Source organism: Alcaligenes sp. SORT26, from assembly GCF_017377875.1.
GTDB classification, from domain to species: Bacteria; Pseudomonadota; Gammaproteobacteria; order Burkholderiales; family Burkholderiaceae_B; genus Alcaligenes; species Alcaligenes parafaecalis.
This window is the reverse complement of sequence record NZ_CP070975.1, coordinates 2039983-2060569: the sequence shown is the minus strand read 5'-3', so window position 1 is coordinate 2060569 and position 20587 is coordinate 2039983. Positions and strand designations below refer to the sequence as shown.

General features: G+C 56.7%; 21 protein-coding genes. 12 read left to right on the top strand and 9 right to left on the bottom strand.

Features of this window, described 5'->3' with window-relative positions:
• Nucleotides 1–8 precede the first annotated feature (8 nt).
• Both JYG33_RS09565 and JYG33_RS09560 read right to left on the bottom strand, forming a co-directional pair.
• Nucleotides 9–749 (bottom strand): flagellar brake protein, encoded by a 741-nt coding sequence (locus tag JYG33_RS09565; protein ID WP_207871921.1) that lies wholly within the window; start codon nucleotides 747–749, stop codon nucleotides 9–11.
• Nucleotides 750–860: 111 nt separating this feature from the next.
• Nucleotides 861–1781 (bottom strand): delta(1)-pyrroline-2-carboxylate reductase family protein, encoded by a 921-nt coding sequence (locus tag JYG33_RS09560; RefSeq protein ID WP_207871919.1) that lies wholly within the window; start codon nucleotides 1779–1781, stop codon nucleotides 861–863.
• Between the two features lie 222 nt (nucleotides 1782–2003).
• Here JYG33_RS09560 and JYG33_RS09555 point away from each other — a divergent pair, with 222 nt between their 5' ends.
• The gene (locus JYG33_RS09555; RefSeq protein ID WP_207871917.1) at nucleotides 2004–2420 is read left to right on the top strand and encodes a YidB family protein; all 417 of its coding nucleotides are present in this window, start codon (nucleotides 2004–2006) and stop codon (nucleotides 2418–2420) included.
• Between the two features lie 146 nt (nucleotides 2421–2566).
• Here the strand turns inward: JYG33_RS09555 and JYG33_RS09550 are convergent, their stop codons facing one another.
• Nucleotides 2567–3847: a bifunctional O-acetylhomoserine aminocarboxypropyltransferase/cysteine synthase gene (locus JYG33_RS09550; RefSeq protein WP_207871915.1), complete on the bottom strand. Its 1281-nt coding sequence runs from the start codon at nucleotides 3845–3847 to the stop codon at nucleotides 2567–2569.
• A 272-nt stretch (nucleotides 3848–4119) separates the two neighbouring features.
• Between JYG33_RS09550 and JYG33_RS09545 the strand changes: the two genes are divergently transcribed.
• Nucleotides 4120–6840, top strand: a complete 2721-nt coding sequence (locus tag JYG33_RS09545) for an AsmA family protein (protein ID WP_207871913.1) — start codon at nucleotides 4120–4122, stop codon at nucleotides 6838–6840.
• Nucleotides 6837–7235 (top strand): MOSC N-terminal beta barrel domain-containing protein, encoded by a 399-nt coding sequence (locus JYG33_RS09540; protein WP_207871911.1) that lies wholly within the window; start codon nucleotides 6837–6839, stop codon nucleotides 7233–7235. The genes JYG33_RS09545 and JYG33_RS09540 overlap by 4 nt, the downstream gene beginning before the upstream one ends.
• Before the next feature lie 74 nt (nucleotides 7236–7309).
• Here JYG33_RS09540 and JYG33_RS09535 read toward each other — a convergent pair whose 3' ends face one another.
• The 3 genes from JYG33_RS09535 to rsmD form a co-directional block, all read right to left on the bottom strand.
• Entirely contained in the window at nucleotides 7310–7567 is a 258-nt protein-coding gene (locus JYG33_RS09535; protein ID WP_207871909.1) for a YfhL family 4Fe-4S dicluster ferredoxin, read from the bottom strand.
• A gap of 85 nt (nucleotides 7568–7652) precedes the next feature.
• Nucleotides 7653–8159 (bottom strand): pantetheine-phosphate adenylyltransferase, encoded by a 507-nt coding sequence (gene coaD / locus JYG33_RS09530; RefSeq protein ID WP_207871907.1) that lies wholly within the window; start codon nucleotides 8157–8159, stop codon nucleotides 7653–7655.
• A 20-nt stretch (nucleotides 8160–8179) separates the two neighbouring features.
• Nucleotides 8180–8809, bottom strand: a complete 630-nt coding sequence (gene rsmD, locus JYG33_RS09525; RefSeq protein WP_207871905.1) for a 16S rRNA (guanine(966)-N(2))-methyltransferase RsmD — start codon at nucleotides 8807–8809, stop codon at nucleotides 8180–8182.
• 532 nt (nucleotides 8810–9341) lie between these two features.
• Between rsmD and ftsY the strand changes: the two genes are divergently transcribed.
• Nucleotides 9342–10412: a signal recognition particle-docking protein FtsY gene (ftsY, locus tag JYG33_RS09520; protein WP_347708950.1), complete on the top strand. Its 1071-nt coding sequence runs from the start codon at nucleotides 9342–9344 to the stop codon at nucleotides 10410–10412.
• A 166-nt stretch (nucleotides 10413–10578) separates the two neighbouring features.
• Here the strand turns inward: ftsY and JYG33_RS09515 are convergent, their stop codons facing one another.
• Complete coding sequence (locus JYG33_RS09515; RefSeq protein ID WP_207871903.1) at nucleotides 10579–12108, bottom strand: CHAD domain-containing protein; 1530 nt, start codon at nucleotides 12106–12108, stop codon at nucleotides 10579–10581.
• 119 nt (nucleotides 12109–12227) lie between these two features.
• Nucleotides 12228–13055: an IclR family transcriptional regulator gene (locus JYG33_RS09510; protein ID WP_207871901.1), complete on the bottom strand. Its 828-nt coding sequence runs from the start codon at nucleotides 13053–13055 to the stop codon at nucleotides 12228–12230.
• Nucleotides 13056–13170: 115 nt separating this feature from the next.
• On the opposite strand from JYG33_RS09510, the gene ribBA reads away from it, so the two are divergent.
• Genes ribBA through JYG33_RS09480 form a run of 6 tightly spaced genes read left to right on the top strand, consistent with a single transcriptional unit; the run spans nucleotide 13171 to nucleotide 17349 of the window.
• The gene (gene ribBA, locus JYG33_RS09505) at nucleotides 13171–14337 is read left to right on the top strand and encodes a bifunctional 3,4-dihydroxy-2-butanone-4-phosphate synthase/GTP cyclohydrolase II (RefSeq protein WP_207871899.1); all 1167 of its coding nucleotides are present in this window, start codon (nucleotides 13171–13173) and stop codon (nucleotides 14335–14337) included.
• A 14-nt stretch (nucleotides 14338–14351) separates the two neighbouring features.
• The gene (gene ribH / locus JYG33_RS09500; protein ID WP_009454781.1) at nucleotides 14352–14870 is read left to right on the top strand and encodes a 6,7-dimethyl-8-ribityllumazine synthase; all 519 of its coding nucleotides are present in this window, start codon (nucleotides 14352–14354) and stop codon (nucleotides 14868–14870) included.
• Nucleotides 14854–15339: a transcription antitermination factor NusB gene (nusB, locus tag JYG33_RS09495; RefSeq protein ID WP_009454782.1), complete on the top strand. Its 486-nt coding sequence runs from the start codon at nucleotides 14854–14856 to the stop codon at nucleotides 15337–15339. The genes ribH and nusB overlap by 17 nt, the downstream gene beginning before the upstream one ends.
• Nucleotides 15340–15352: 13 nt before the next feature.
• Nucleotides 15353–16315, top strand: a complete 963-nt coding sequence (gene thiL / locus JYG33_RS09490) for a thiamine-phosphate kinase (RefSeq protein ID WP_207875801.1) — start codon at nucleotides 15353–15355, stop codon at nucleotides 16313–16315.
• A 9-nt stretch (nucleotides 16316–16324) separates the two neighbouring features.
• Nucleotides 16325–16846 carry a phosphatidylglycerophosphatase A gene (locus tag JYG33_RS09485; RefSeq protein ID WP_207871897.1) on the top strand — a complete coding sequence of 174 codons (522 nt, stop codon included), beginning with the start codon at nucleotides 16325–16327 and terminating at the stop codon, nucleotides 16844–16846.
• On the top strand, nucleotides 16843–17349 hold the full coding sequence (locus JYG33_RS09480; protein ID WP_207871895.1) for a nicotinamide-nucleotide amidohydrolase family protein: 507 nt from the start codon (nucleotides 16843–16845) through the stop codon (nucleotides 17347–17349). Before JYG33_RS09485 ends, JYG33_RS09480 begins: the two co-directional genes overlap by 4 nt.
• Before the next feature lie 17 nt (nucleotides 17350–17366).
• On the opposite strand, the gene JYG33_RS09475 is transcribed toward JYG33_RS09480, so the two are convergent.
• Complete coding sequence (locus tag JYG33_RS09475; RefSeq protein WP_207871893.1) at nucleotides 17367–18167, bottom strand: IclR family transcriptional regulator C-terminal domain-containing protein; 801 nt, start codon at nucleotides 18165–18167, stop codon at nucleotides 17367–17369.
• Between the two features lie 149 nt (nucleotides 18168–18316).
• On the opposite strand from JYG33_RS09475, the gene JYG33_RS09470 reads away from it, so the two are divergent.
• Together JYG33_RS09470 and JYG33_RS09465 are read left to right on the top strand one after the other, a co-directional pair.
• Nucleotides 18317–19303 carry a tripartite tricarboxylate transporter substrate binding protein gene (locus JYG33_RS09470; RefSeq protein ID WP_207875670.1) on the top strand — a complete coding sequence of 329 codons (987 nt, stop codon included), beginning with the start codon at nucleotides 18317–18319 and terminating at the stop codon, nucleotides 19301–19303.
• A gap of 25 nt (nucleotides 19304–19328) precedes the next feature.
• Entirely contained in the window at nucleotides 19329–20582 is a 1254-nt protein-coding gene (locus JYG33_RS09465; RefSeq protein ID WP_243430323.1) for a CaiB/BaiF CoA-transferase family protein, read from the top strand.
• Nucleotides 20583–20587 lie beyond the last annotated feature (5 nt).

The window sequence follows — 20587 nt, the reverse complement described above, 5'->3', positions numbered from 1 at the left end:
CAATTCAATTAACCGTGCCCGCGCTGTTTGGCGATCTGCTGACGTTCCAGGCGACTGATGTAGTGCTGAATGGCCATTTGCGTGGAGGCAGACAGGTCAATAAAGGTACAGCCCAAACGCTGAATCTGTTTGCCATTGGCTAGCTGCTGCGTTTCTGTACGCGCTACTTGCAGCGCTACGACGAAAGAACCTGCTTGCGGCAGTTCCAGCAGGGACTCGGTTTTATGCGTGCCTATGACTTCTGCCAGACTCTGGGATTCGTCCACCAAGGACAAGCCACCGCCGCTGATATCGTGCAGCAAGAAGCTCTTGGTTTCGTTATTCAGTCGCAAGATCACCATGGCCGGTTCGCTGACGGGCACATTGACGCGGAAGAATTCGCGTCGCTGCAAGCGCCGAATGGATTCCGGGATGGGGATGGCCAGTGCTGGCTGCCCTTCGTAGGAAACCACCTCTGGAGTAGGGCCCTTGAAGGTCACCTTGATCTTGTCCAGCGAGGTCTCGAAACTGGTGTGTTCGGACTGCAGCAGATTGCGAGTTTTTTCTTCTTTGTTGGCGGTATCAATCACCACGACATTGTTATCCAGATCAATGTCCAGAATGGTGGTGACAATCCGGTCATTGCCCTGATTGGCTTCCATGTGCAGTAGCAGGCCCCCTTTTTCGATAGCCCGTAAAACACGCAGAATTTCAAATTTGGACTGGATCTGGTACGGATCGTCTTCGATGGGATCAAGAGGAGAAGTCATGGATGGCGAGGCAAAAAAGATCGGTAAGTGACTGTAAGGGATTGTACGCGCCAGAGTAACACTCTGGGCGCGGTTTGGAATGTGATGTCAGCTAGTTAGCGACCTAAGTATTTAGGCCTGGCTTATATGGTGCAGGGCACAGCGTGCGGCGGCTAGATCCCAGGCAGCAGAGCCTACGGATTTGAAGAAGAGGGGCTTGTCTTTCGGGGCCGGGGTGCGCAGCACCTGATGAATGCTTTGGACCTGGCTCCAGTCCACTTGGGCCTGAATCAGGTCCCCCGCTTCCTGGCGAGCACCCGCAACGTCATCCGCATAGAGACGGCTGGCTAATAGGGTATGGGCCTCGAATTCGGCCATGTCCGGTTTGAATGCACCCAGGCCAATCAACAGACGATCCTGACGGGCGGGCTCGTGATAGACGGGTGTCAGGCTGGATGTCAGGGCAATCAATACATCGGTCCTGTCAGGCACAGCGGCCGCCGCCTGGACTCTGTCGCCGAATTGCGCTTGCAGGGATTCGGCCACGGATTGAGCACGCTCGTGATTGCGGCCTGTCAGGGTGACGCGAGCCTTGGGATAGAGCGTCATGATGGCATCGCAGTGTGCCAGGGCTTGTCGCCCGTAACCAAGGAGGGTGATGTGCTCGGGGCCCTGGGACCACAGTGCCTGAATCCCCAGCATGGATACCGCTGCGGTGCGGCGTTCGGACAGGACGGGCGCATCCATGATGAGCAAAGGCAGGCCATTTTGGGCGTTGTACACGCTGACCAGGCCCTGGATAATGTCCTGCTCTTGCTGCTGATTGTCCGGCATCACATTGGCCAGCTTATGTACCCCTATATCGTGTGAGACGGCAGGCATGGACAGCATTTGCCCTGTTTGGGGATAGTTCAGAACCTGACGGGTTGGGGCGACGATAGTGCCAGCGGCATATTGGGCCATGGCTTTACCTAGCTGGGCGACCAGCTCGGGATAGGGCAGGGCACGAGCAGTCTCTTCAGAGGACAGGACGGTATAGGAAGCTTGCGTCATTCCAGGGTCTCCATGGAGTCGGTCTGTGGGCAGCGCATAGTGCGGGACTATCGATAATCCAGTGTAGCGTAGGCCCAGCCCAGGGCAATAGGGCCTTTCCGCCAGTGATCTATTGACCCACCTTGACAATTAATCCGCCCCGTCTGGCGGGCTGTCACGGCATAATGAGGCCTGATATCAGCACCTGCCCGCGCGCGGTGCCGTGCATTGGGGAGAAAAATAATGAGTTTGCTTAATTCTGTTGTGTCGGCCTTGTCGTCGACGGATGCTAAATCCAAAGAACAGGGCGCTTTGTTGCCTGCCTTGATTCAAGTGGTCAGCACCTATCCCGGTGGCTTGAGCGGCTTGATCGAGCGCTTTCGTACCGGCGGTTTTGGTGATGTGGTGTCGTCCTGGATCTCGCAGGGCAGCAATCAGGAAATCGGTCAGCAGGATTTGTTGGGCGTGATGGGTCAGCCAGCCATCAAGCAATTGGTGGATCTGTCGGGTTTGAATCAGCAAAGCGTGCTGGATAATCTGAAGATCATGCTGCCATCCCTGATCAATCAAGCCAGCCCGAATGGCCAGTTTGATCCATCTCACATTACCGATGCCAGCAGCTTGCTGGGCGGTTTGACGCAGTTGTTTCGCAAGTCTTGATCCCTTGAGACGGTGACGCCGCCTGCTAATGGTTTGCGGCGCACAGAATACAAAAAAGCCTGAAATCGGTGCAATACCGGTTTCAGGCTTTTTTTATGGCTTGATGCAGCAAAACCTGTACAGACTCTGTACAGGTTCTCCCGTCTTTAGCCGCGTGCGGCTGCTTCCAGCGCTTGTTCCAGATCGGCCAGAATGTCGTCGATGTGTTCCAGACCAATGGACAGGCGCACCATGTCTTCGCTGACGCCCACAGCCGCCAGTTCTTCGGCGTTCAGTTGACGGTGCGTGGTGCTGGCTGGATGGCACGCTAGAGATTTGGCATCACCAATATTGACCAGTCGCAGGACCAGGTTCAGCGCGTCAATAAAGCGTGTACCGGCTGCAATGCCGCCTTTGATACCAAAGGACAGAATGGCTGCGGGTTTGCCGCCCATGTAGCGCTTGGCCAGCTCGTGATCAGGGTGATCGCTCAGACCGGCGTACTTGACCCAGGATACTTGCGGGTGCTTGTTCAGGTACTCGGCCACTTTCAGGGCGTTTTCCGTATGGCGTTCCATGCGCAAAGGCAGGGTTTCGATGCCTTGCAGAATCTGGAAGGCGCTAAAGGGAGCCAGAGCAGCACCGGTGTTACGCAGCGGAGCCACGCGGCAGCGGCCAATAAAGGCAGCCGGGCCGAAGGCTTCGGTGTAGACCACGCCGTGGTAGGAAGGGTCAGGTGTATTCAGAATGGCAAAGCGCTCTTTGTGCTCGGCCCAAGGGAATTTGCCAGAGTCCACCACCATGCCTGCGATGGTCGTGCCGTGACCGCCCATGTATTTGGTCAGCGAGTGCACCACAATGTCGGCACCGTGTTCGATAGGACGGCAAAGGGCAGGGGATGCCACCGTGTTGTCTACAATCAGGGGCACGCCATGACGGTGAGCAGCATCAGCCAGCGCACGGATATCAATGATGTTGCCAGCCGGGTTGCCGATGGTTTCGCAGAAAACGGCGCGGGTGCGGTCGTCAATCAGGGCTTCCAGCGCTTCAATGTCGTTGGGCTGGGCAAATTTGACGGTAATGCCCTGACGCGGAAAGGAGTGCGCGAACAGGTTATACGTTCCGCCATACAGCTTACTGACGGACACAATGTTGTCGCCGGCCTCAGCAATCGTTTGGATAGCATACGTGATGGCCGCCATGCCAGAGGCTACTGCCAAGCCGCCAATCCCGCCTTCCAGGGCCGCAACACGCTCTTCGAGCACGGCATTGGTCGGGTTCATGATGCGGGTGTAGATATTGCCGGGTACTTTCAGGTCAAACAGATCCGCGCCGTGTTGCGTATTGTCGAAAGCGTAGGAAGTGGTCTGGTAAATCGGGACAGCAACAGCTTTTGTGGTCGGATCTGGCTGGTAGCCAGCATGAATGGCAAGAGTCTCTAGTTTCATGGTTAATTCTGAAATTGATTATCAAGTGGCTTATATAAGACAGAGCAAGCATAACCCCTGTATGCAGAGAAATACATCTAAGGGCGCAGACATTAAAACTATGCTTTTATTTCTTTGGGTAATAAGGTCTTGTCGCTGATGTGGGCTCTGCTTTTTAAATAGCAGGTGGATATTTCTTATTTTCGTTACTTCGCAATGGCCCTACATGGGTTAGCATTTCGTATCCGGGCAGATGGCGTGTTGCATCCTTCCCCGAGGTCCTAGAGGCTTACATGAAAGTATGGTTTAAGCGGGGCTTATTCAGCCTCGTCGTTTTGGCTATTGTCACAGTGGTTGGCGGGGCAATTTTCCTGCTGACATTCAATCCCAATTCGTACAAACAGAAGCTGGCAGACATCGTCCAGCAAAAGTATCAACGTACGCTCAAGATTGACGGTGATATCGAACTTTCTCTCTTTCCCCGCATCGGCCTGTCCGTGCAGGGGCTGTCCCTGTCTGACCGTAATTCGGAAGATCCTTTCGCCTCTTTGGAAAGTGCCCGTTTTGCGGTGGCCTTGTGGCCCTTGATCAATAACCGTTTGGTGGTAGACCACGTGGCGGTCACAGGCTTCAAGGCCTGGATTGTGCGCGATGAAAACGGCAAGCTCAATTTTGATGACTTGTTGCAAGCCCCGCCTGCCGGTCCCCAACTGCCTGTTGCCCGCTCTGGCGTGTCCTTGCTGCCCGCCGCTCAAGCGGCCGAGGCCCCGCAGGATAAACCTGCCGAGCCCGCCCCCGAATCCTTGCCTGTCCCGGAATTGATTGCCAAGCGCTCCGGCAGCGAGACGGATTTTCAGATTGATATCGCTGGTCTTAGCTTGAAGGGCGGTGAAATCCATTACTTCAGCAAACGCAGCAATATGATTGGCCGTTTGTTGCAACTGGAAGTGAACACAGGCCGCATGACCTTTGGTCAGCCCTTTGATGTGGCCTTCAAGAGCCGTCTGTCCGGGGATTACCCCGTGGCCGATGGCGTTCTGGAAGGACAAGGGCAATTGAGCCTGGACCCTGCGTCCAAATCCTATGGTGCACAAAAACTGAACTTGAGCTTTGTGGGTAATCTGGACGAGCTGCAGGCGCAAAGCCTGACGCTTAAAGGCAATGTGACCTATAAGTCTGCCCAGCGTCAGTTCAGCGCCACAAATCTGGATACACAATTGCAGGGCCAGTGGCTGGGCGCTTACCCGGTCAGCGATTTGAATGCCTCGCTGAACACGCCCAAGATGCAGATCGACAGCTTTAGTGACTTGGTTTCTTTCGAGAAACTGGCGCTGCGCGTCCGCGGCAAGAATGAAGACCAGAATCTGGACTTGGCTTTAGACGTTCCGCGTATTCAGGTTTCGCCCGCCGAAGCTGAAGGTGCGCCCGTAGTCGCCAGCCTGAAAGTCAGCGGTCCCAAGGTGTTGGGGCTGGGCCTGACCCTGCAAGGTTTGTCCGGCAACAGTCAGGAACTGTTGTTTGAGCAGGCCAAGCTGGAAGGGGCGCTAAAGCAAGGTAGCCGTGTCGCTCAATTGAAGGCAGCTTCGCCCTTGCAATGGCAACCCTCCAATGAGTGGCTGCGTTTGCCGGATATTCAAGCCAATGTGCGAGTTGAGGACGAGGCCGATGCGGGCAGCCGCTTTGAGATGCCTGTCACGGGTCAGGCGGATTTGAATAAAGGCAAACAGGAATACAGCGCACAGCTAAGCAGCAGCACCGAGCAGGCCCAGGGTAGTCTGGACCTGACACTGCAAGACAAGGGTAAAGGTCCTTTGCTGGCGGCAGTGCTGAAGGCAGACAGGCTGGATCTGGACGAGTTGCGCTCCATTTTCTGGGCGACCGCTCCAGAAGTTGTCACCCCGATTGATCCTGAACCCGCTGCCGAAGCACCAGAAGCGGCTGCTGAGTCGGAGCAGGAGCCCGCCGCTGAAGAGGCTGAGCAGGCGGAGCAGCCCAAGGCAGAGCAAGCAGAAGCTACTCCTGAAGCCGAAGAACCTGCTACCGAGGAATCGTCTTACGCTTGGCTGGATGCGCTGACGTTTGATCTGCGTTTTGAAATTGAGAAACTCCGCAGCCTGGGTGTGGTGCTGGAGCAGGTCAAGGCGCAGGTCAAGAATCAAGGTCAGCTCATTAATCTGTCGCAGTTCAATGCACAGGCCTATGAAGGCCAGCTTCAGGCCAAGGCCAAGGTCGAGCCCGGCAAGCGTTTTGAACTGGGTTTGAAGTTGCAGCAAATGCAAGTGGGTTCGCTCTTGCTGGATGCCTTCGGCAACGATTATCTGGCAGGCAAGGGCAATGTGGACTTGAACTTGAAGGCGCAAGGTGCCACACAAGAAGAGCGTCTGAATGCCCTGGAAGGCGGGCTGACCGTAGATTTGCACGAAGGTAGCTGGCGCAGCGTTGATCTGGACCAGAGCGTGCGCGATATCAACGAAGCGGTACGCAATGCCTTTAGTGGTCAGATTCCCTTGCTATTGCCAGAGTCAGACCCCTTGCGTCGTACTGTTCTGAGCCGTCTGCAAGGCAGCCTGGATATCAAGAAAGGGCAAGCCAGTTTCCGCAACTTCCGCGCTACGACCCCGATTCTGACGGTCACAACCGCGAAAGGCTCCATACTGGATTTGGTGACGCAACAGGCGGATGTGACTTTGCAGGCGCGCTTGAACCATAACAATCTGGCCGCCGAGGAACGTAAATCCTTCCAGGATCTGCGCAATGTCCTGATTCCTATCCATATTTCTGGTCCTTGGGCCGAGTTGTCCTACCAGATTCAATGGAAAGAAATTGCCAGCACATCGATCAAAAAGGCGCTGCAAGACGGTTTGCTGGATTTGTTGAGCCAGCAGGCCACGGAAGCCAAGAATAATGCCAATGTTGACGTCAAGTCCGAGGTAAAGCAGATCATCAAGGACGAGCTGGGCGCCAAAGTCCCGCAAACCGTGGGCGAGGCCATGAAGCAATGGTTCAAGCCATGAGCACAGGCCCAGTCATGAACACGGTAGTCTCTCAGGATGCGGTCTATCTATTGCAAGGTGGCCCGGCCTTGAGTGATAGCAAGGCGCTGGCCTGTACGGGGCGTTGGGTACTGGGTAACGAGCAGGGGCAGGTTCTGGCAGCCGATGCGCTGCCCACCTTGTCAGAACTGAGCATAGAGCTGCGTTTTGGCCAACTGGTACTGCGTGCTCCCGGCATGTTGCGTCTGGATATAGAAGCGGATGTGATCGAGGACGATCCTGATTCCTTCTCCACCTGGCAGGAGAATGGTCAGTCCGTGCAATTGGTCGATGAAGGGGATTTGCCTGCAGAGTGGTTTACGCGCTACGCAGGCCAGCCGCTGCGTTTGTTAAAGCGTTTGCCGGAGTCGGCTTAACGCAGTGTTGGCTGTCATGTCCATCTGCATATAAAAAAGCCCTGCTCATGGCAGGGCTTTTTTTGTGATTCCAATCAGGTCGTGGGCTCGGATTGCAGCCGGTGATAGCGGGCCAGCAAGGTTTCCTGGCTCTCCTGGTGCTGAGGGTGAATCTCGATACATTCAACCGGGCACACCACGACGCACTGTGGCTCATCAAAGTGGCCAACGCATTCTGTACACAGGTTGGGATTGATCTCGTAGATCTCCTCACCCATGTAAATAGCCAGGTTAGGGCACTGCGGCTCACAAACGTCGCAGTTAATACATTCTTCTGTAATGTGCAGTGCCATAGCGCAGTGTCCTGATAAGCGTGGTCTTGGAATTTGACCAGTCGGTCACCTTACAGTGTAGTACGGACCGCTACGCAGGGCGAGTTCAGGTGGCTGAAACCGCTTGTTGCTTGCGTTCTTTGGCCTTGGTTTGTAGCCAGCGCTCCACGGACGGGAAGACAAATTTGCCTACATCGCCACCCAGAATGGCAATCTCGCGCACGATGGTGCCGGAGATGAACTGGTACTGGTCCGAAGGAGTCATGAACATGGTCTCGACTTCAGGCAGCAGGTGGCGGTTCATGCCAGCCATTTGGAATTCATATTCAAAATCAGATACGGCGCGCAGGCCACGTACGATAACGCGACCATTTTGTTCGCGTACAAAGTCCTTGAGCAGGCCGGAAAAGCTTTTTACTTCCACGTTGGGATAGTGGCTGAGCACTTCGGAAGCGATCTCAACACGCTCTTCAACCGTGAAGAAAGGGCGCTTGTTCTGGCTGGAGGCCACACCGACCACAACGTGATCGAAAAGGTTGGCGGCTCGCCGGACCAGGTCTTCATGGCCTCGGGTCAGGGGGTCGAAGGTGCCGGGGTAAACAGCAGTGATCATGGTGCATCCGCGTAAATGGTTCAAGTTGGCAGGTCGGAGTCCGGGGGGAGCGGCGCAGGCGTCCCGGAAAATTCGGCATTATTGACTGTTTTTTGCATCGCAGCAAATCGCAACAAATGATAATGTACCTGCCCTGCCTTATCCTGTCGTAGTATCCCGTATTGATCTGGGGCTTGTATAGGGGTTTCGGACTCAATGTAAACCAGTGCGTCCGGTGCCAGCACATTGGGCAGCAAGGGCCAGATACGTTCCATCCAGTCGCGCGCAAAAGGCGGGTCTATGAAGACCAGATCGTAGCGCATCTGGCTGCGCTCCAGAATATGGAGGGCGTCACCTGCATGGATACGGACGTGTTCGGCTTTAAGCTTGGTGCGCAGGGCGCGCAAATTGGCAACAGCGGGAGCGTGACGCTCCACCATTTGTACAAAGGCCACACCGCGCGAGGCTGCTTCAAAACCCAGAGCGCCACTGCCCGCAAACAGGTCCAGTACGTTTTTATCGCTGAACTGCGCGCCCCAGAAGTGGTTAAGCCAGTTAAACAGGGTTTCACGCACACGATCCGGGGTAGGCCGCAGGCCGGGTGCATCGACAACTGAAATCGGTGTGCGGCGGTAATCACCACCTACAATACGGACAGCATGTTTTCTCATTCGCGCTTTGATCGGATAATGTGGTCATTCAACAGAATTTTCTAGTGTAAATCGTATGTTCAGTTTTTTTAAAAGAAAGAAGGCCAAGCCAGAGCCGCAAGCCACTCCTACGGAGCTGACCGAGCCGCTTTCTCCTGCCCAGTCCGAGCCTCAGGCCGACTCGGCGCCCCCATCTCCCGCTGCCAGGCAGGAACCCAGTGCACCGGTGACGCCACCGGCCGTGCAGCCTGCTGCGGTTCAGGATGGCAAATCTGAAAGCCAGGCTGAACATCAAGCCGCCTCCGAGTCTACGCCCTCGCCGCTGGAGGTGCCACCGCCTGCGCCTGCCAGCGTTCCTGTGCCCGCTCCTGCACCTGAAGTAGCTCCTGTGTCGGAGCCTGCTCCTGCCTTCGTGCCTGAAGTTGCTCCTGAGCCAGAGGTAGTGCCCGTACCTGAGCCTGAAATTGTGCCGGTGCCAGAGCCGACTCCGGCTCCTGTGCCTGAGATTGCGCCGATTCCAGAACCTGAGGTAGTGCCAGCGCCAGAGCCGGTTGTGGTCCCTGTACCGGAACCGGAGGTTGTGCCGACGCCAGCACCCACACCTGTACCTGAACCAGTGCCTGCCCCGGCCCCGGCCCCAGAACCAGAGCCAGAGCCCGAGCCGGTACGAGCTCCAGAGCCAGAAGCGCAGGCTCCTGTGGTTGCCAAGACCTCCTGGATGTCCCGCCTGAAGCAAGGTTTGTCGCGTACGGGTCAAAGCCTTAGCAGCCTGTTCGTCGGCGCCAAGGTTGATGAAGCTCTGTTTGAGGAACTGGAAGATGCCCTGTTGATGGCAGACGCCGGTGTGGAAGCAACAGAAAAGCTGATCACCGCTTTGCGTGCTCGTGTCCGCAAAGAAAAAGTGACCGAGGCCGCACAGGTCAAACAAATCCTCTGTGACATCCTGACGGATCACTTGAAGCCTTTGGAGAAATCCTTTCCGCTGGGCTCCAGCAAGCCCTTGGTCGTCATGATTGCTGGTGTGAACGGCGCGGGTAAAACCACGTCCATCGGCAAACTGGCTCATACCTTCCAGGAGCAGGGCGCCAAAGTCCTACTGGCCGCCGGTGATACCTTCCGTGCCGCGGCTCGTGAACAGTTGATCGAGTGGGGCACCCGCAACAACGTCAGCGTTATTGCTCAAGATGGCGGCGACCCGGCGGCAGTGGCTTTCGACGCCGTACACGCAGGCCGTGCCCGCGATATGGGTGTGGTCATGGTGGATACGGCTGGCCGCTTGCCGACTCAGTTGCACTTGATGGAAGAGCTCAAGAAGATCAAACGCGTGATTGGCAAGGCAGACGGCCAGGCCCCTCACGAAATTCTGCTGGTTGTTGACGGGAATACCGGCCAGAACGCGATTTCGCAAATCCGCGCTTTTGACGCGGCCTTGGGCTTGACTGGCCTGGTTGTTACCAAACTGGATGGTACGGCCAAGGGCGGTACGCTGGCAGCAGTGGCTGCCTGCGCCCAGGGCGTACGTCCCATCCCGGTTTACTGGATTGGTGTGGGCGAGGGCATGCAGGATCTGCAGGCCTTTGTCGCCCGTGAATTTGCATCCGCCTTGTTGGGTATGAACGCTTAAGGCCAAGCCTGGCTATAAAAAAACCGGCGATGCCTCTGAAGGTATCGCCGGTTTTTTGTTTTTTTTTGACCGCCGGACAGCCCTAAGGCTCGGCGCCCCCGGTGAAAAGCGTCTCTTTAGGGGGGGGGGCAACAAGCCTTGGGCGTAGCTTGGGGATCCTTACCGTTTAGCGCCGTAGCAACTCGGTTTGCGGTTGATGTTGATCCAAAGCATTGAGCGCATGTTGGGCATGGGCAGCACGGCCTTGGCGGGCATGGGTTAACCAGTCGCGTGCAAATTGCGCCTGCTCAGGGTTGGCGGCATGTTGGGCGTACCAGTCCAGTGCTACATCCACATCGGTAACGGCGCCAATCAAGGCCTGACATTCTCGCAAGACTCGGTGCAGCCCTTGTTTATCAGCAGCGCTGGGTAAAAACTCCAGGCAGTAACGCAGGCTTTTGATGCGATTGCGCAGCCGGTGCTGCTTGTCCTGGCTGATCTGGGCGAAGCGCTGGCTGCGTAGTTGAATAGTCTGGAACCAACGGCTGATGCGTGCTTCAACCAGATGCTCGGCTTGTGGCGCACTTTGCAGCTCCAGCGTGGGGCCACAAATCAGGCTTTGCAGATTACTTAATAGCAAAGATTGAAACTCGGCGGCGCTGGCCAGTTGGACCGGGTCATGCTCAAGATGTGCAGGTGCGGGCTCTGGCGCCGGGCCGGGCATGCCCGCCTGCAACAGCAAGGGGGTGATCTCCAGATGCACCAGATCCTGATCGCGCGCCTGACCAAACAGGCCAAAATAGTGTGTCAGACGGGTGTTGGCATAGCCTTCGCTAGCCGACAGCCACATTTTGAACAGCTTGCGGCAGGAGCGCAGACGGCGCAGACCTACGCGCATCAAGGCCAGATAGTCGGCCTGACGGGAGGAGTCCGGGCGTATGCCATCCACCCCCGCCAGCAGGGCGGCATTGCGGATCACTTGCTCCAGGCTCATGGTCGCGCTCAGGCTGTAAAACTGCTCCAGATCTTCGGTATCAACAAAATGTGGTTTGGGCAGATCGTAGGCTTTGCGCGTCAAAGCGGCCGCCACTTGCTCGGGCGACAGGTCCAGGCTCTCGGATTTGGCCCGGCGGCGATCTGCCAGACTGGCCAGTGCATCGCCTCGTTCGGATTTGCTGCGCATCTCCAGAATCAAGCCATGCTTGTACAGCCAGCGTTGGCCGACCTCAAACATGGTCAGGCTCTCACCGCTGATCAGCTCAATTTCCAGCTCGTTAACCAGCAGCTTCAAGCCATTGGATTCGATGTGACCTACATCGTAGGCCAGCTCCAGCTCCGATTGGCCTTGCTTGATCAGCGCCAGCTCGCGCTGTATTCGGGTCTGGTAACGGGCCTGGATCTGTTGAGCATACGGGGCCAGCACAGCGTAGGCGGCCGTGCCTTGATACAGCTCCAGATCCAGTTCCGGGCCAGGCCGGGAGTGATTGATTTCAATTCGGGACAGGGTGTCAGGACCGGGTAGTTTGACAGTCTGCACCCACTGCTCGCCTTCCTTGCGCAAACGCAGGGCGATACTGGTCCGCGCCAGATCGCGTTCGGGCGTATCAAAGTAGATGGCGTTTAAGGTAATGCTACCCGTGCGTACAACGTCAAAAGCGGTCAACAAACCGGGACGGGCACTCTCGGGCACAAAAAATTTCAGCTCTTGTTCTAGCACAGCATCGCACTCGAGATGTCGCCCACAACAGGTGGGCGGATAAAACGATTATTTTGCATGTAAACCGGCCAAACTTGAAGTGGTCACACCCCTGGAAATGTGTGTAGTCATGTCAAGTTTTATAAAGGGGGGGTGCCCAGTGGCTCGCGCCAGCCCAACTGATGTGAAATGCTGTTGGCGCACTGTCGCAACTGCGCCAGGATAGGGCTGTCGATACTGGCATCAAACAGGGTGCTGGGGCCCAGGCTGGTCAGGGCCAGCACAATCTGTCCGGAATGATCAAACACAGGCACGGACAAAGCATCGATGCCGGGCAGGGGGTTGCCCAGTGCCTGGGCCACGCCTTGCTCGCGGATTTTCTCCAGCATGGCCGCCAGTTCTATAGGGCTGGGGCGCAAGGGGCTGATACTGGTGACCACAGCGCTGTCGCCCGCTTCACGCTCAATATAGTGGCGAGCGACTTCCGGCGGCAGCCAGGCGGCAAAGACGTGGCCGGTGGCCGTATGCAACATGGACATCACCGTGCCGCAGCGCATATTGACGTGGACCGGGTAGCTGGCCTCGCTGATATGCACCATCGTGGGGCCATGTGACCCCAACACGGCCAAACCCAGTGTATGCCCAATGCGTGAGGCCCAGGACTGTACCAGTGGCAGGGCAATCTTGACCGGGTTCTGGCTTTGCAGGCTGACCAGGCCCATCTGCAAGGCAAAGGGCCCCAGTTCGTACAAACCGGTAGCGGGTGCCTGTTGTACCAGTCCTACATTGGTAAAGCTGACCAGGTAGGGGTGGGCTTTGGCTGAGCTCATGCCCGCCTGGGTCGCCAGATCGCGCAACATCATGGGCTGGCCGCTGTCTACCAGTACCTTCAACAGGCCAAAACCCGTTTCAATGGATTGGATACGGCGACGTTTTTCGTCCAGAGCAGGCAAAATGGGTTCGGTCATAGGGGCTTGGGGCGGTTTGGCACGGTCTTCAAGTGTACCGACTAATGAAGCTGCCCGCCGGGGCCTGGGTGTCGTAAAATGGTCTTAATTATTATCTGTCTGAGCAAAGAGCACGATGAATCAAGAAATTCAGTCCGACGCTGGTCAACTGGGCGCCAGTCCAATCGCTCCCGTTCCAGAGATTGTTGAAGAGCTGCGCGCAGGGCGCATGGTTATTCTGGTTGACGAAGAGGACCGCGAAAACGAAGGCGACCTGGTCATGGCCGCTGAATTCGTGAATGCCGAAGCGATCAACTTCATGGTGACACATGGTCGTGGTCTGGTTTGCCTGACCCTGACCGAAGAGCGTTGCCGCCAACTGGACCTGCCTTTGATGGCTACCCGCAACGGTACGCGCTTTGGCACCAACTTCACGGTGTCGATTGAAGCGGCTGAAGGCGTGGAAACTGGTATCTCCGCTGCTGACCGTGCCCGCACCGTGCAAGCGGCGGTTGCGCGCGATGCGCGTCCGATTGATCTGGTTCAACCTGGTCACATTTTCCCGCTGAAAGCGGCCAAAGGTGGCGTGCTGGTTCGTGCCGGTCACACCGAAGCTGGTTGCGATCTGACCGCGATGGCAGGCTTGACTCCGGCCGCCGTTATTTGCGAAGTGCTGAATCCCGATGGCTCCATGGCCCGTTTGCCCGATTTGCTGGTGTTTGCCCGCGAACACGGCATCAAGGTGGGCACCATTGCGGATCTGATTCAGTACCGCAGCGAACATGAATCCATGATCGAGCGTCTGCACAAGAAACCCGTCAAGACTCCTTACGGCGAATTCGAGTGCCATGCTTACCGCGACTTGTCTTCCGGCGGTTTGCATCTGGCACTGGTCCACGGCCAAATCAGCCCTGATGTTGAAACGCTGGTGCGTGTGCACGAACCCACCACGGTTCTGGACGTCCTGGTTGAAGATAGCGTCGGCCATAGCTGGACCCTGCCGACGGCACTGCGCACTGTCGCCAAATCCGACAGCGGCGTCGTGTTGCTGATGAACTGCCAGAACTCCGAAGAAGAGAGTTTCGAGCAGATTCACGCCTGGAGTGAAGACAGCCCGGCACAGACTCCACGCGGTCGCCCCAGCCGCAATGATTTGCGCACTTATGGAATTGGTGCACAGATTTTGCGTGACCTCAATGTTGGCAAAGCCCGTTTGATGTCGCGACCACGTAAAATGCCAAGCATGGCCGGGTTTGCATTGACCGTGACGGGTTACCATAGCGAACCAGATTCTCAATCCTAAGCGGAGCTTCCAACATGAATCCTTACATTGTTACCCCTGACCTGAACGGGGAAGGTCTGCACATTGGTATTGTGCGTGCACGTTTCAACGAATCCATCGGCCTGACCGAACTGGAAGCTTGCTTGAAAGAGCTGGAAGCCTTGGGTGTGGACGAGCGTGATGTGACGGTTCTGTCCGTTCCTGGCGCGCTGGAATTGGGTATTACTCTGGGCCAAATGGCCGAAACAGGCGAATTCGATGCTCTGATCGCACTGGGTGCCGTCATCCGTGGCGATACCTACCACTTTGAAGTGGTCAGCAACGAAAGCGCTTCGGCTATTACACAAGTCTCCCTAGCTACCGGCATTCCGGTTGCTAACGGTGTACTGACCACCAACACAGATGAACAGGCTGAAATTCGTGCCGCTGAAAAAGGTCGCGATTGCGCCCGTACGGCGGTCGAGCTGGGCAATCTTATCGCCGTCCTCGAACCCGAGCTGGACGACGATGAGGACGAAGATTACGAGGACGAAGATCTTGACGACGACAAATAAAGTCCCGGCCAGCAAGGCCAACGGACGATCCGCGCGCCGCCGCTCGCGCGAATTTGCCCTGCAGGGCATCTACTCCTGGCTTTTGCGAGGGGCAGATGGCCTGCAGGAAGCCACCTCCATCGACGCCCATATCCGGGGCGACGAGGAGTTTGGCGAAGCTGATGCAGCCTGGTTCAAAACCTTGCTGTTCGGCGTAATGCGCGAAGCCCCAGTGCTGCGCGAACGCTTTTTGCCTTATGTTGACCGCCCTTTGGAAGAGCTCTCTCCCATCGAGCACGGCATCTTGCTGATTGGCAGCTACGAACTGGTGCATCACGTAGAAGTGCCATACCGCGTTGCCATTAACGAAGCAGTCGAACTGGCCAAATCCTTTGGCGGTACCGACGGCTTTAAATTCGTTAACGGCGTGCTGGACAAGCTGGCTGCCGACGTACGCGCTCCTGAAGTTGCCAAGCAGGCCCGCCGCTAAAACGGGGCGTGCCGTGCTGAACGAGTTCGGTCTTATCCAGCAGTATTTCAATCGCCCCGCTCCCGAAGGATATTTGGGAGTGGGTGACGATTGCGCACTTTTCACCCCGAAGCCGGGCTGGCAACTGGCCAGCAGCGTCGATCTTCTGATCGAGGGGCAGCATTTCTTTCCTGACGTTGATCCCTTTCTGCTCGGGCATAAAGCACTGGCCGTGAATCTGTCGGACCTGGGTGCGATGGGGGCCAAACCACGAGCTTGCCTCCTGGGCTTGTCCATGCCTGAAGTCCGACCCGAATGGCTGGAAGCGTTCTCAAATGGCTTGTTCCAACTGGCTGATCAGGCGCAATGCCCCTTGATCGGTGGAGACACCACGCGCAGCAAGCAGGGCGTGGTCATCAGTATTACCGTTCTGGGTGAAGTCCCGGCAGGGCAAGCTTTGCAACGCAGTGCCGCCCAAGCTGGTGACGATATCTGGTTGACGGGCACATTGGGAGCAGCAGATATTGCCTTGCGCCTCCTGCAAGGCCGTCTTCGCGCTGATCCGCAGCGGCTGGCTGCCAGCCGTGGTGCTCTGGAGCAACCCTGGCCTCCGTATCGTCTGGGCCATGCCCTGGCCGGTTTGGCCCATGCGGCCATTGATGTCTCTGACGGCCTGGTTCAAGATCTGGGCCATATCGCCAAAGCCAGTCAATGCGCAGCCCATCTGGATTGGGATGCTTTGCCGCTGGACCCATCCCTGCAAGGTTTGCCTGCCGAGCTGCAACGTGAAGCAGTCCTGGTCGGTGGTGATGTTTTTCAACTGTGTTTTACAGGTGCTCCCCAACAACGGGAGTCCATCATGGCGCTGGCCCAGCGCGAAGGCGTTCAGCTAAGCCGTATTGGCTCCATGCACGCTGGCAACGGGGTTCATGTGCGTGATCAACAGGGTCTGCATCCTGCCCCTGCCCAGGGCGGTTTCGACCATTTTGGTGGCTGAGTCTGTGTCATGAGCACATTTCCTGATCCTTCCTTAAATCCTATTCAGCGTCCTACCCTGGATTGGGTGGTTAAAAAGCCCTGGCGTCTGATCGCCTTTGGTGGCGGTACGGGCGTATTGCGTCCGGGGCCGGGAACCTGGGGTACGGTTCTGGCCTGGGTTTTGTGGGTCTTGGGTTTGCATGTGCTGACCGACATGCAAATGGCGATCTTCCTGCCCGTCACTTTTTTCATTGGCTGCTGGGCGTGCCACCGCACTGGGTACGATCTGGGCGTGTCCGATCACAGCGGCATGAACTGGGATGAGATGGTCGCCTTCTGGCTGGTGCTGTGGTTGATTCCGCAAACCTGGCTGGCACAGGGCATCGCATTCGTGTTATTTCGTTTCTTTGATATTCTCAAACCTGCGCCGATCCGCTATTTTGATCGTCATCTGCATAACGGTTTTGGCGTTATGTGGGACGATCTTCTGGCCGCAGGCTATACCTTGTTGCTGATGGCTGTCTTGGTACGTTTTGGAGTCTTCTCATGAGCGAATACGAGCATGGCAATGCCGCCCTGGAATTAGGACGAGCCCTTAAAGATCGAGGCTGGATGGTCGCCTGCGCCGAATCATGTACGGGTGGCCTTCTGGCTGCTTCCCTGACGGATTTGCCCGGTTCCAGTGCCTGGTTTGAGCGCGGTTTTGTCACCTATAGCAATAAGGCCAAGGTGCAGGAGCTGGGCGTGAACCAGGACACCCTGGACCGTTTTGGTGCGGTCAGTGAAGAAACCGCGATGGAAATGGCGGCAGGGGCGCTGGAAGCCACAGCCGATGCAGAATTGGCTATTTCCACCACGGGAATTGCTGGCCCTGATGGCGCCACACCGGGCAAACCGGTTGGCTTGGTGTGCTTTGGTTTTGCGCAACGCCGGGGCGATGGCATTGTGACCCGCGCAGCCGCCCGTATTTTTAACGGGGATCGTGCTGAAATTCGTCAGCAAGCCGTGGAATACGCCTTGAGCAGCGCACTGACCATGCTCAATCCTGCCTGATCGCCAGATCGCCCACCTTAGGCTGGCAACATCAAACCTAGCTGCCTGGCGCTCGAACGCAGTTCGGGCAGGCAGCGCTGGATCAGTTTTTCTTCAGAGTCCTGCCAATCCTTGATGCTGATACTCATCCCCGCGACGACACGTCCGCTGGCGCTGCGTACTGGCACGCCAATCGCCGTCAAACCCAGTTCCAGCTCCTCCTTGATCAAGGAGTAATCCTTCTCCTGCACCTGCTTTAACTCGCGTAGCAAAGCCTCGCGGGTATGGGCGGTGTATTGCGTCATGATCTTGAAGGGAGCCAGTTCCAGATACGCATCCAGCCTGTTTTGTGGAAGCTGGGACAGCATCATGCGTCCGATTGAAGTGCAGTGCGCAGGCAGGCGGCTTCCCAGTCCCAGGGACACGGTCAGAACACGTTGTCGCTGAGCACGAGCCAGATACAGAATTTCGTCTCCATCCAGCAAAGCCAGAGCACAGGTCTCGCCGACACGGTCACTTAAATCATCCAGTATGGGTTGGGCCAGGCTGACGATGGACGTTGAGGAAAAATAGGCATGGCCCAACTGCAAAATCGCTGGGCGCAGCTTCCAGAAAGCACCTTCTTGTTCCGCATAACCCAAGGCTTGCAGCGTGTAGAGGCAGCGTTGAACCACCGCCCGCGCCAGGCCCGTTTTCAGAGCAATTTCTGCTGCTCGCAAAGGCCGTCTTCGGTCTGAAAAAGCCGTAATCACTTGCAGGCCACGGGCCAGCGACTGCATGTAATCCGGGTCACCTTTGTAGCTGTCGGCGGCGGGGCTTGTCTCTTTGTTCGTCGTCATGGCTGAATGGGGCTCAGAGTCTAGTTTTGTTCGATTACCGAACCTGTAGGGATTATCAAGAATTATCGATGATAAATTGTAAAAAAAACAAGACTTAGCAATTTAATAATCAAGTTCGATTATCGAACAAAATAAGTTTGGAGTGATTCATGAAAAAAGTTCTGGCCCATAAAGTGGCTCCTCTTCTAGCCGGAATGGGCTTGATGTTTTGTTCCCTGACTGCACAAGCAGCCTATCCGGACAAGCCGATTCGTCTGGTGGTGCCCTTTACGCCAGGCGGTGTGACCGATGTGATCGCCCGCGGTGTTGCACAGCAAATGTCCAAGGATCTGGGCCAGATCATCATTGTGGAAAACAAGCCGGGTGCCAGCGGCATTATCGCTACCGACTTCGTAGCTAAATCCGCTCCTGATGGCTACACCGTCCTGTTGGCTGCAGTGGGTCAGGCGGTCGTCAATAATCACCTGTACAAAAAACTGCCTTATGACCCTGCACAGGATTTGACCGCCGTCTCGTTGGTGGCAGAAGGGCAGAACGTCCTGGTGGTTAACGCCAAGCAAAGCCCCTTTAGCACGGGGCAAGAGCTGATCGACCACGCCCGAGCCAAGCCTGAAGACTTGACCTACGCTTCCTTTGGGAACGGTTCCTCGTCCCACTTGTCGGCAGCGGCGTTCACCACAATGGCGAATATCGACGTCATTCACGCTCCTTACCGTGGCAGTGCGCCTGCCATGACAGATCTGCTGGGCGGCCATATCTCCTTCATGTTTGACAGCATGGGCACAGCTATCACGCATATCAATGCCAATACCGTGCGTCCTTTGGCTGTCTCGGGCCCCGAGCGCTCCTCGCTGTTGCCCAATGTGCCTACCTTTGCAGAGCTGGGTTTGGATCAGGGCTATAACGTTACTGCCTGGTTCGGTTTTCACGTCAGCAGTGGTACACCCGCCGACATCGTGGAACGCCTGAGCCAGTCCATGAAGACCGTCAGCGAGAACGCCGAGTTTGTGGAAACCTTCCGTCGTCAGGGTGTGGATATCATTTCCTCGACTCCCGCCGAGTACGCCGAGTTTCTGCGTCAGGAAGACGAGAAGTTTGGCAGCCTGATCAAGCAAGCCGATATCACGTTGGACTAATCGTTTTTGAATGGAGTACCTTAACGTGAGCGATCAGCACGCCCCGCAGGCCAGTCGTCCTGCCCCTTTGGAAGGTATCCGGGTTCTGGATTTGACCCGCATTCTGGCTGGCCCCTGGTGTACGCAGAACCTGGCGGACTTGGGGGCGAATGTCTACAAGATCGAAAAGCCTGAAACCGGCGACGATACCCGTGCCTGGGGGCCGCCCTTTTTGCAGACGCCCGAGCAGGAAGATACGGCTGAAGCGGCCTACTACTTGTCGGCCAACCGTAATAAACAGTCGATCAGCCTGGACATAGCCAGTCAGGCTGGGGCGGATGTGGTGCGTGCCATGGCACGGGAATGCGACATTCTGGTGGAGAACTTCAAGGTGGGTGGTCTGGCCAAGTACGGTCTGGACTATGCCAGCCTGAAAGCGATCAACCCCCGTTTGATCTATTGCTCGATCACCGGCTTCGGGCAGACTGGCCCTTATGCCGAGCGCCCCGGTTACGACTTCATGATTCAGGCCATGGGCGGGATGATGAGCCTGACCGGCGAGCGTGATGACAAGCCCGGTGGTGGCCCCCAGAAGGCCGGGGTCGCCGTCGCAGACTTGATGACGGGTATGTATGCCACCAGCAGCATTCTGGCCGCCTTGTTCGAGCGCTCACGCAGCGGCTTGGGCCAGCATATCGACATTGCCTTGCTGGACTGTCAGGTTGCCATGTTGGCTAACCAGAACATGAACTATCTGGTTAGCGGGCAGGCACCGAAGCGGGCCGGTAACGCACACCAGAACCTGGTGCCGTATCAGGTATTCCCGACCCAGGATGGTCACATCATTGTGGCGATTGGCAATAACCGTCAGTTCGCGGCTTATTGCGAAGCGATCGGCCATCCGGAAGTGGTGGAGGACGAGCGTTTCCGCATCAATAGCCAACGGGTCAAGCACAGGGATGAGCTGGAGCAGATCCTGAGCGCGGCAATGCAAAAGCATCCTAGCGCTTACTGGTTGGAGACGCTGGACAAGATCGGCGTGCCAGCCGGGCCTATCAATGATCTGCATGGTGTGTTCTCGCACCCGCAGGTTCAGGCGCGGAATATGCGGATTGAACTGGATCATAGTCAGGCAGGGAAGGTCAGCATGACCGCTAGTCCGATGCGCTTCTCGGATAGTCCGGTGTCCTATCGCATGGCTCCGCCGCAGCTAGGTGAGCATACCGAGCAGGCTTTGGAGAGTTTGCTGGGGGCTGATAGCCCGGAGCTGAAGCAGTGGCGTAACCGGGACCAGGCTTGAGCTAG

Bases quoted from the DNA above. Each gene is read 5' to 3' on its own strand.
- JYG33_RS09565 (WP_207871921.1), bottom strand. From the start codon at position 749: ATGACTTCTCCTCTTGATCCCATCGAAGACGATCCGTACCAGATCCAG.
- JYG33_RS09560 (WP_207871919.1), bottom strand. From the start codon at position 1,781: ATGACGCAAGCTTCCTATACCGTCCTGTCCTCTGAAGAGACTGCTCGT.
- JYG33_RS09555 (WP_207871917.1), top strand. From the start codon at position 2,004: ATGAGTTTGCTTAATTCTGTTGTGTCGGCCTTGTCGTCGACGGATGCT.
- JYG33_RS09550 (WP_207871915.1), bottom strand. From the start codon at position 3,847: ATGAAACTAGAGACTCTTGCCATTCATGCTGGCTACCAGCCAGATCCG.
- JYG33_RS09545 (WP_207871913.1), top strand. From the start codon at position 4,120: ATGAAAGTATGGTTTAAGCGGGGCTTATTCAGCCTCGTCGTTTTGGCT.
- JYG33_RS09540 (WP_207871911.1), top strand. From the start codon at position 6,837: ATGAGCACAGGCCCAGTCATGAACACGGTAGTCTCTCAGGATGCGGTC.
- JYG33_RS09535 (WP_207871909.1), bottom strand. From the start codon at position 7,567: ATGGCACTGCACATTACAGAAGAATGTATTAACTGCGACGTTTGTGAG.
- coaD (WP_207871907.1), bottom strand. From the start codon at position 8,159: ATGATCACTGCTGTTTACCCCGGCACCTTCGACCCCCTGACCCGAGGC.
- rsmD (WP_207871905.1), bottom strand. From the start codon at position 8,809: ATGAGAAAACATGCTGTCCGTATTGTAGGTGGTGATTACCGCCGCACA.
- JYG33_RS09510 (WP_207871901.1), bottom strand. From the start codon at position 13,055: ATGACCGAACCCATTTTGCCTGCTCTGGACGAAAAACGTCGCCGTATC.
- ribBA (WP_207871899.1), top strand. From the start codon at position 13,171: ATGAATCAAGAAATTCAGTCCGACGCTGGTCAACTGGGCGCCAGTCCA.
- ribH (WP_009454781.1), top strand. From the start codon at position 14,352: ATGAATCCTTACATTGTTACCCCTGACCTGAACGGGGAAGGTCTGCAC.
- JYG33_RS09485 (WP_207871897.1), top strand. From the start codon at position 16,325: ATGAGCACATTTCCTGATCCTTCCTTAAATCCTATTCAGCGTCCTACC.
- JYG33_RS09480 (WP_207871895.1), top strand. From the start codon at position 16,843: ATGAGCGAATACGAGCATGGCAATGCCGCCCTGGAATTAGGACGAGCC.
- JYG33_RS09475 (WP_207871893.1), bottom strand. From the start codon at position 18,167: ATGACGACGAACAAAGAGACAAGCCCCGCCGCCGACAGCTACAAAGGT.
- JYG33_RS09470 (WP_207875670.1), top strand. From the start codon at position 18,317: ATGAAAAAAGTTCTGGCCCATAAAGTGGCTCCTCTTCTAGCCGGAATG.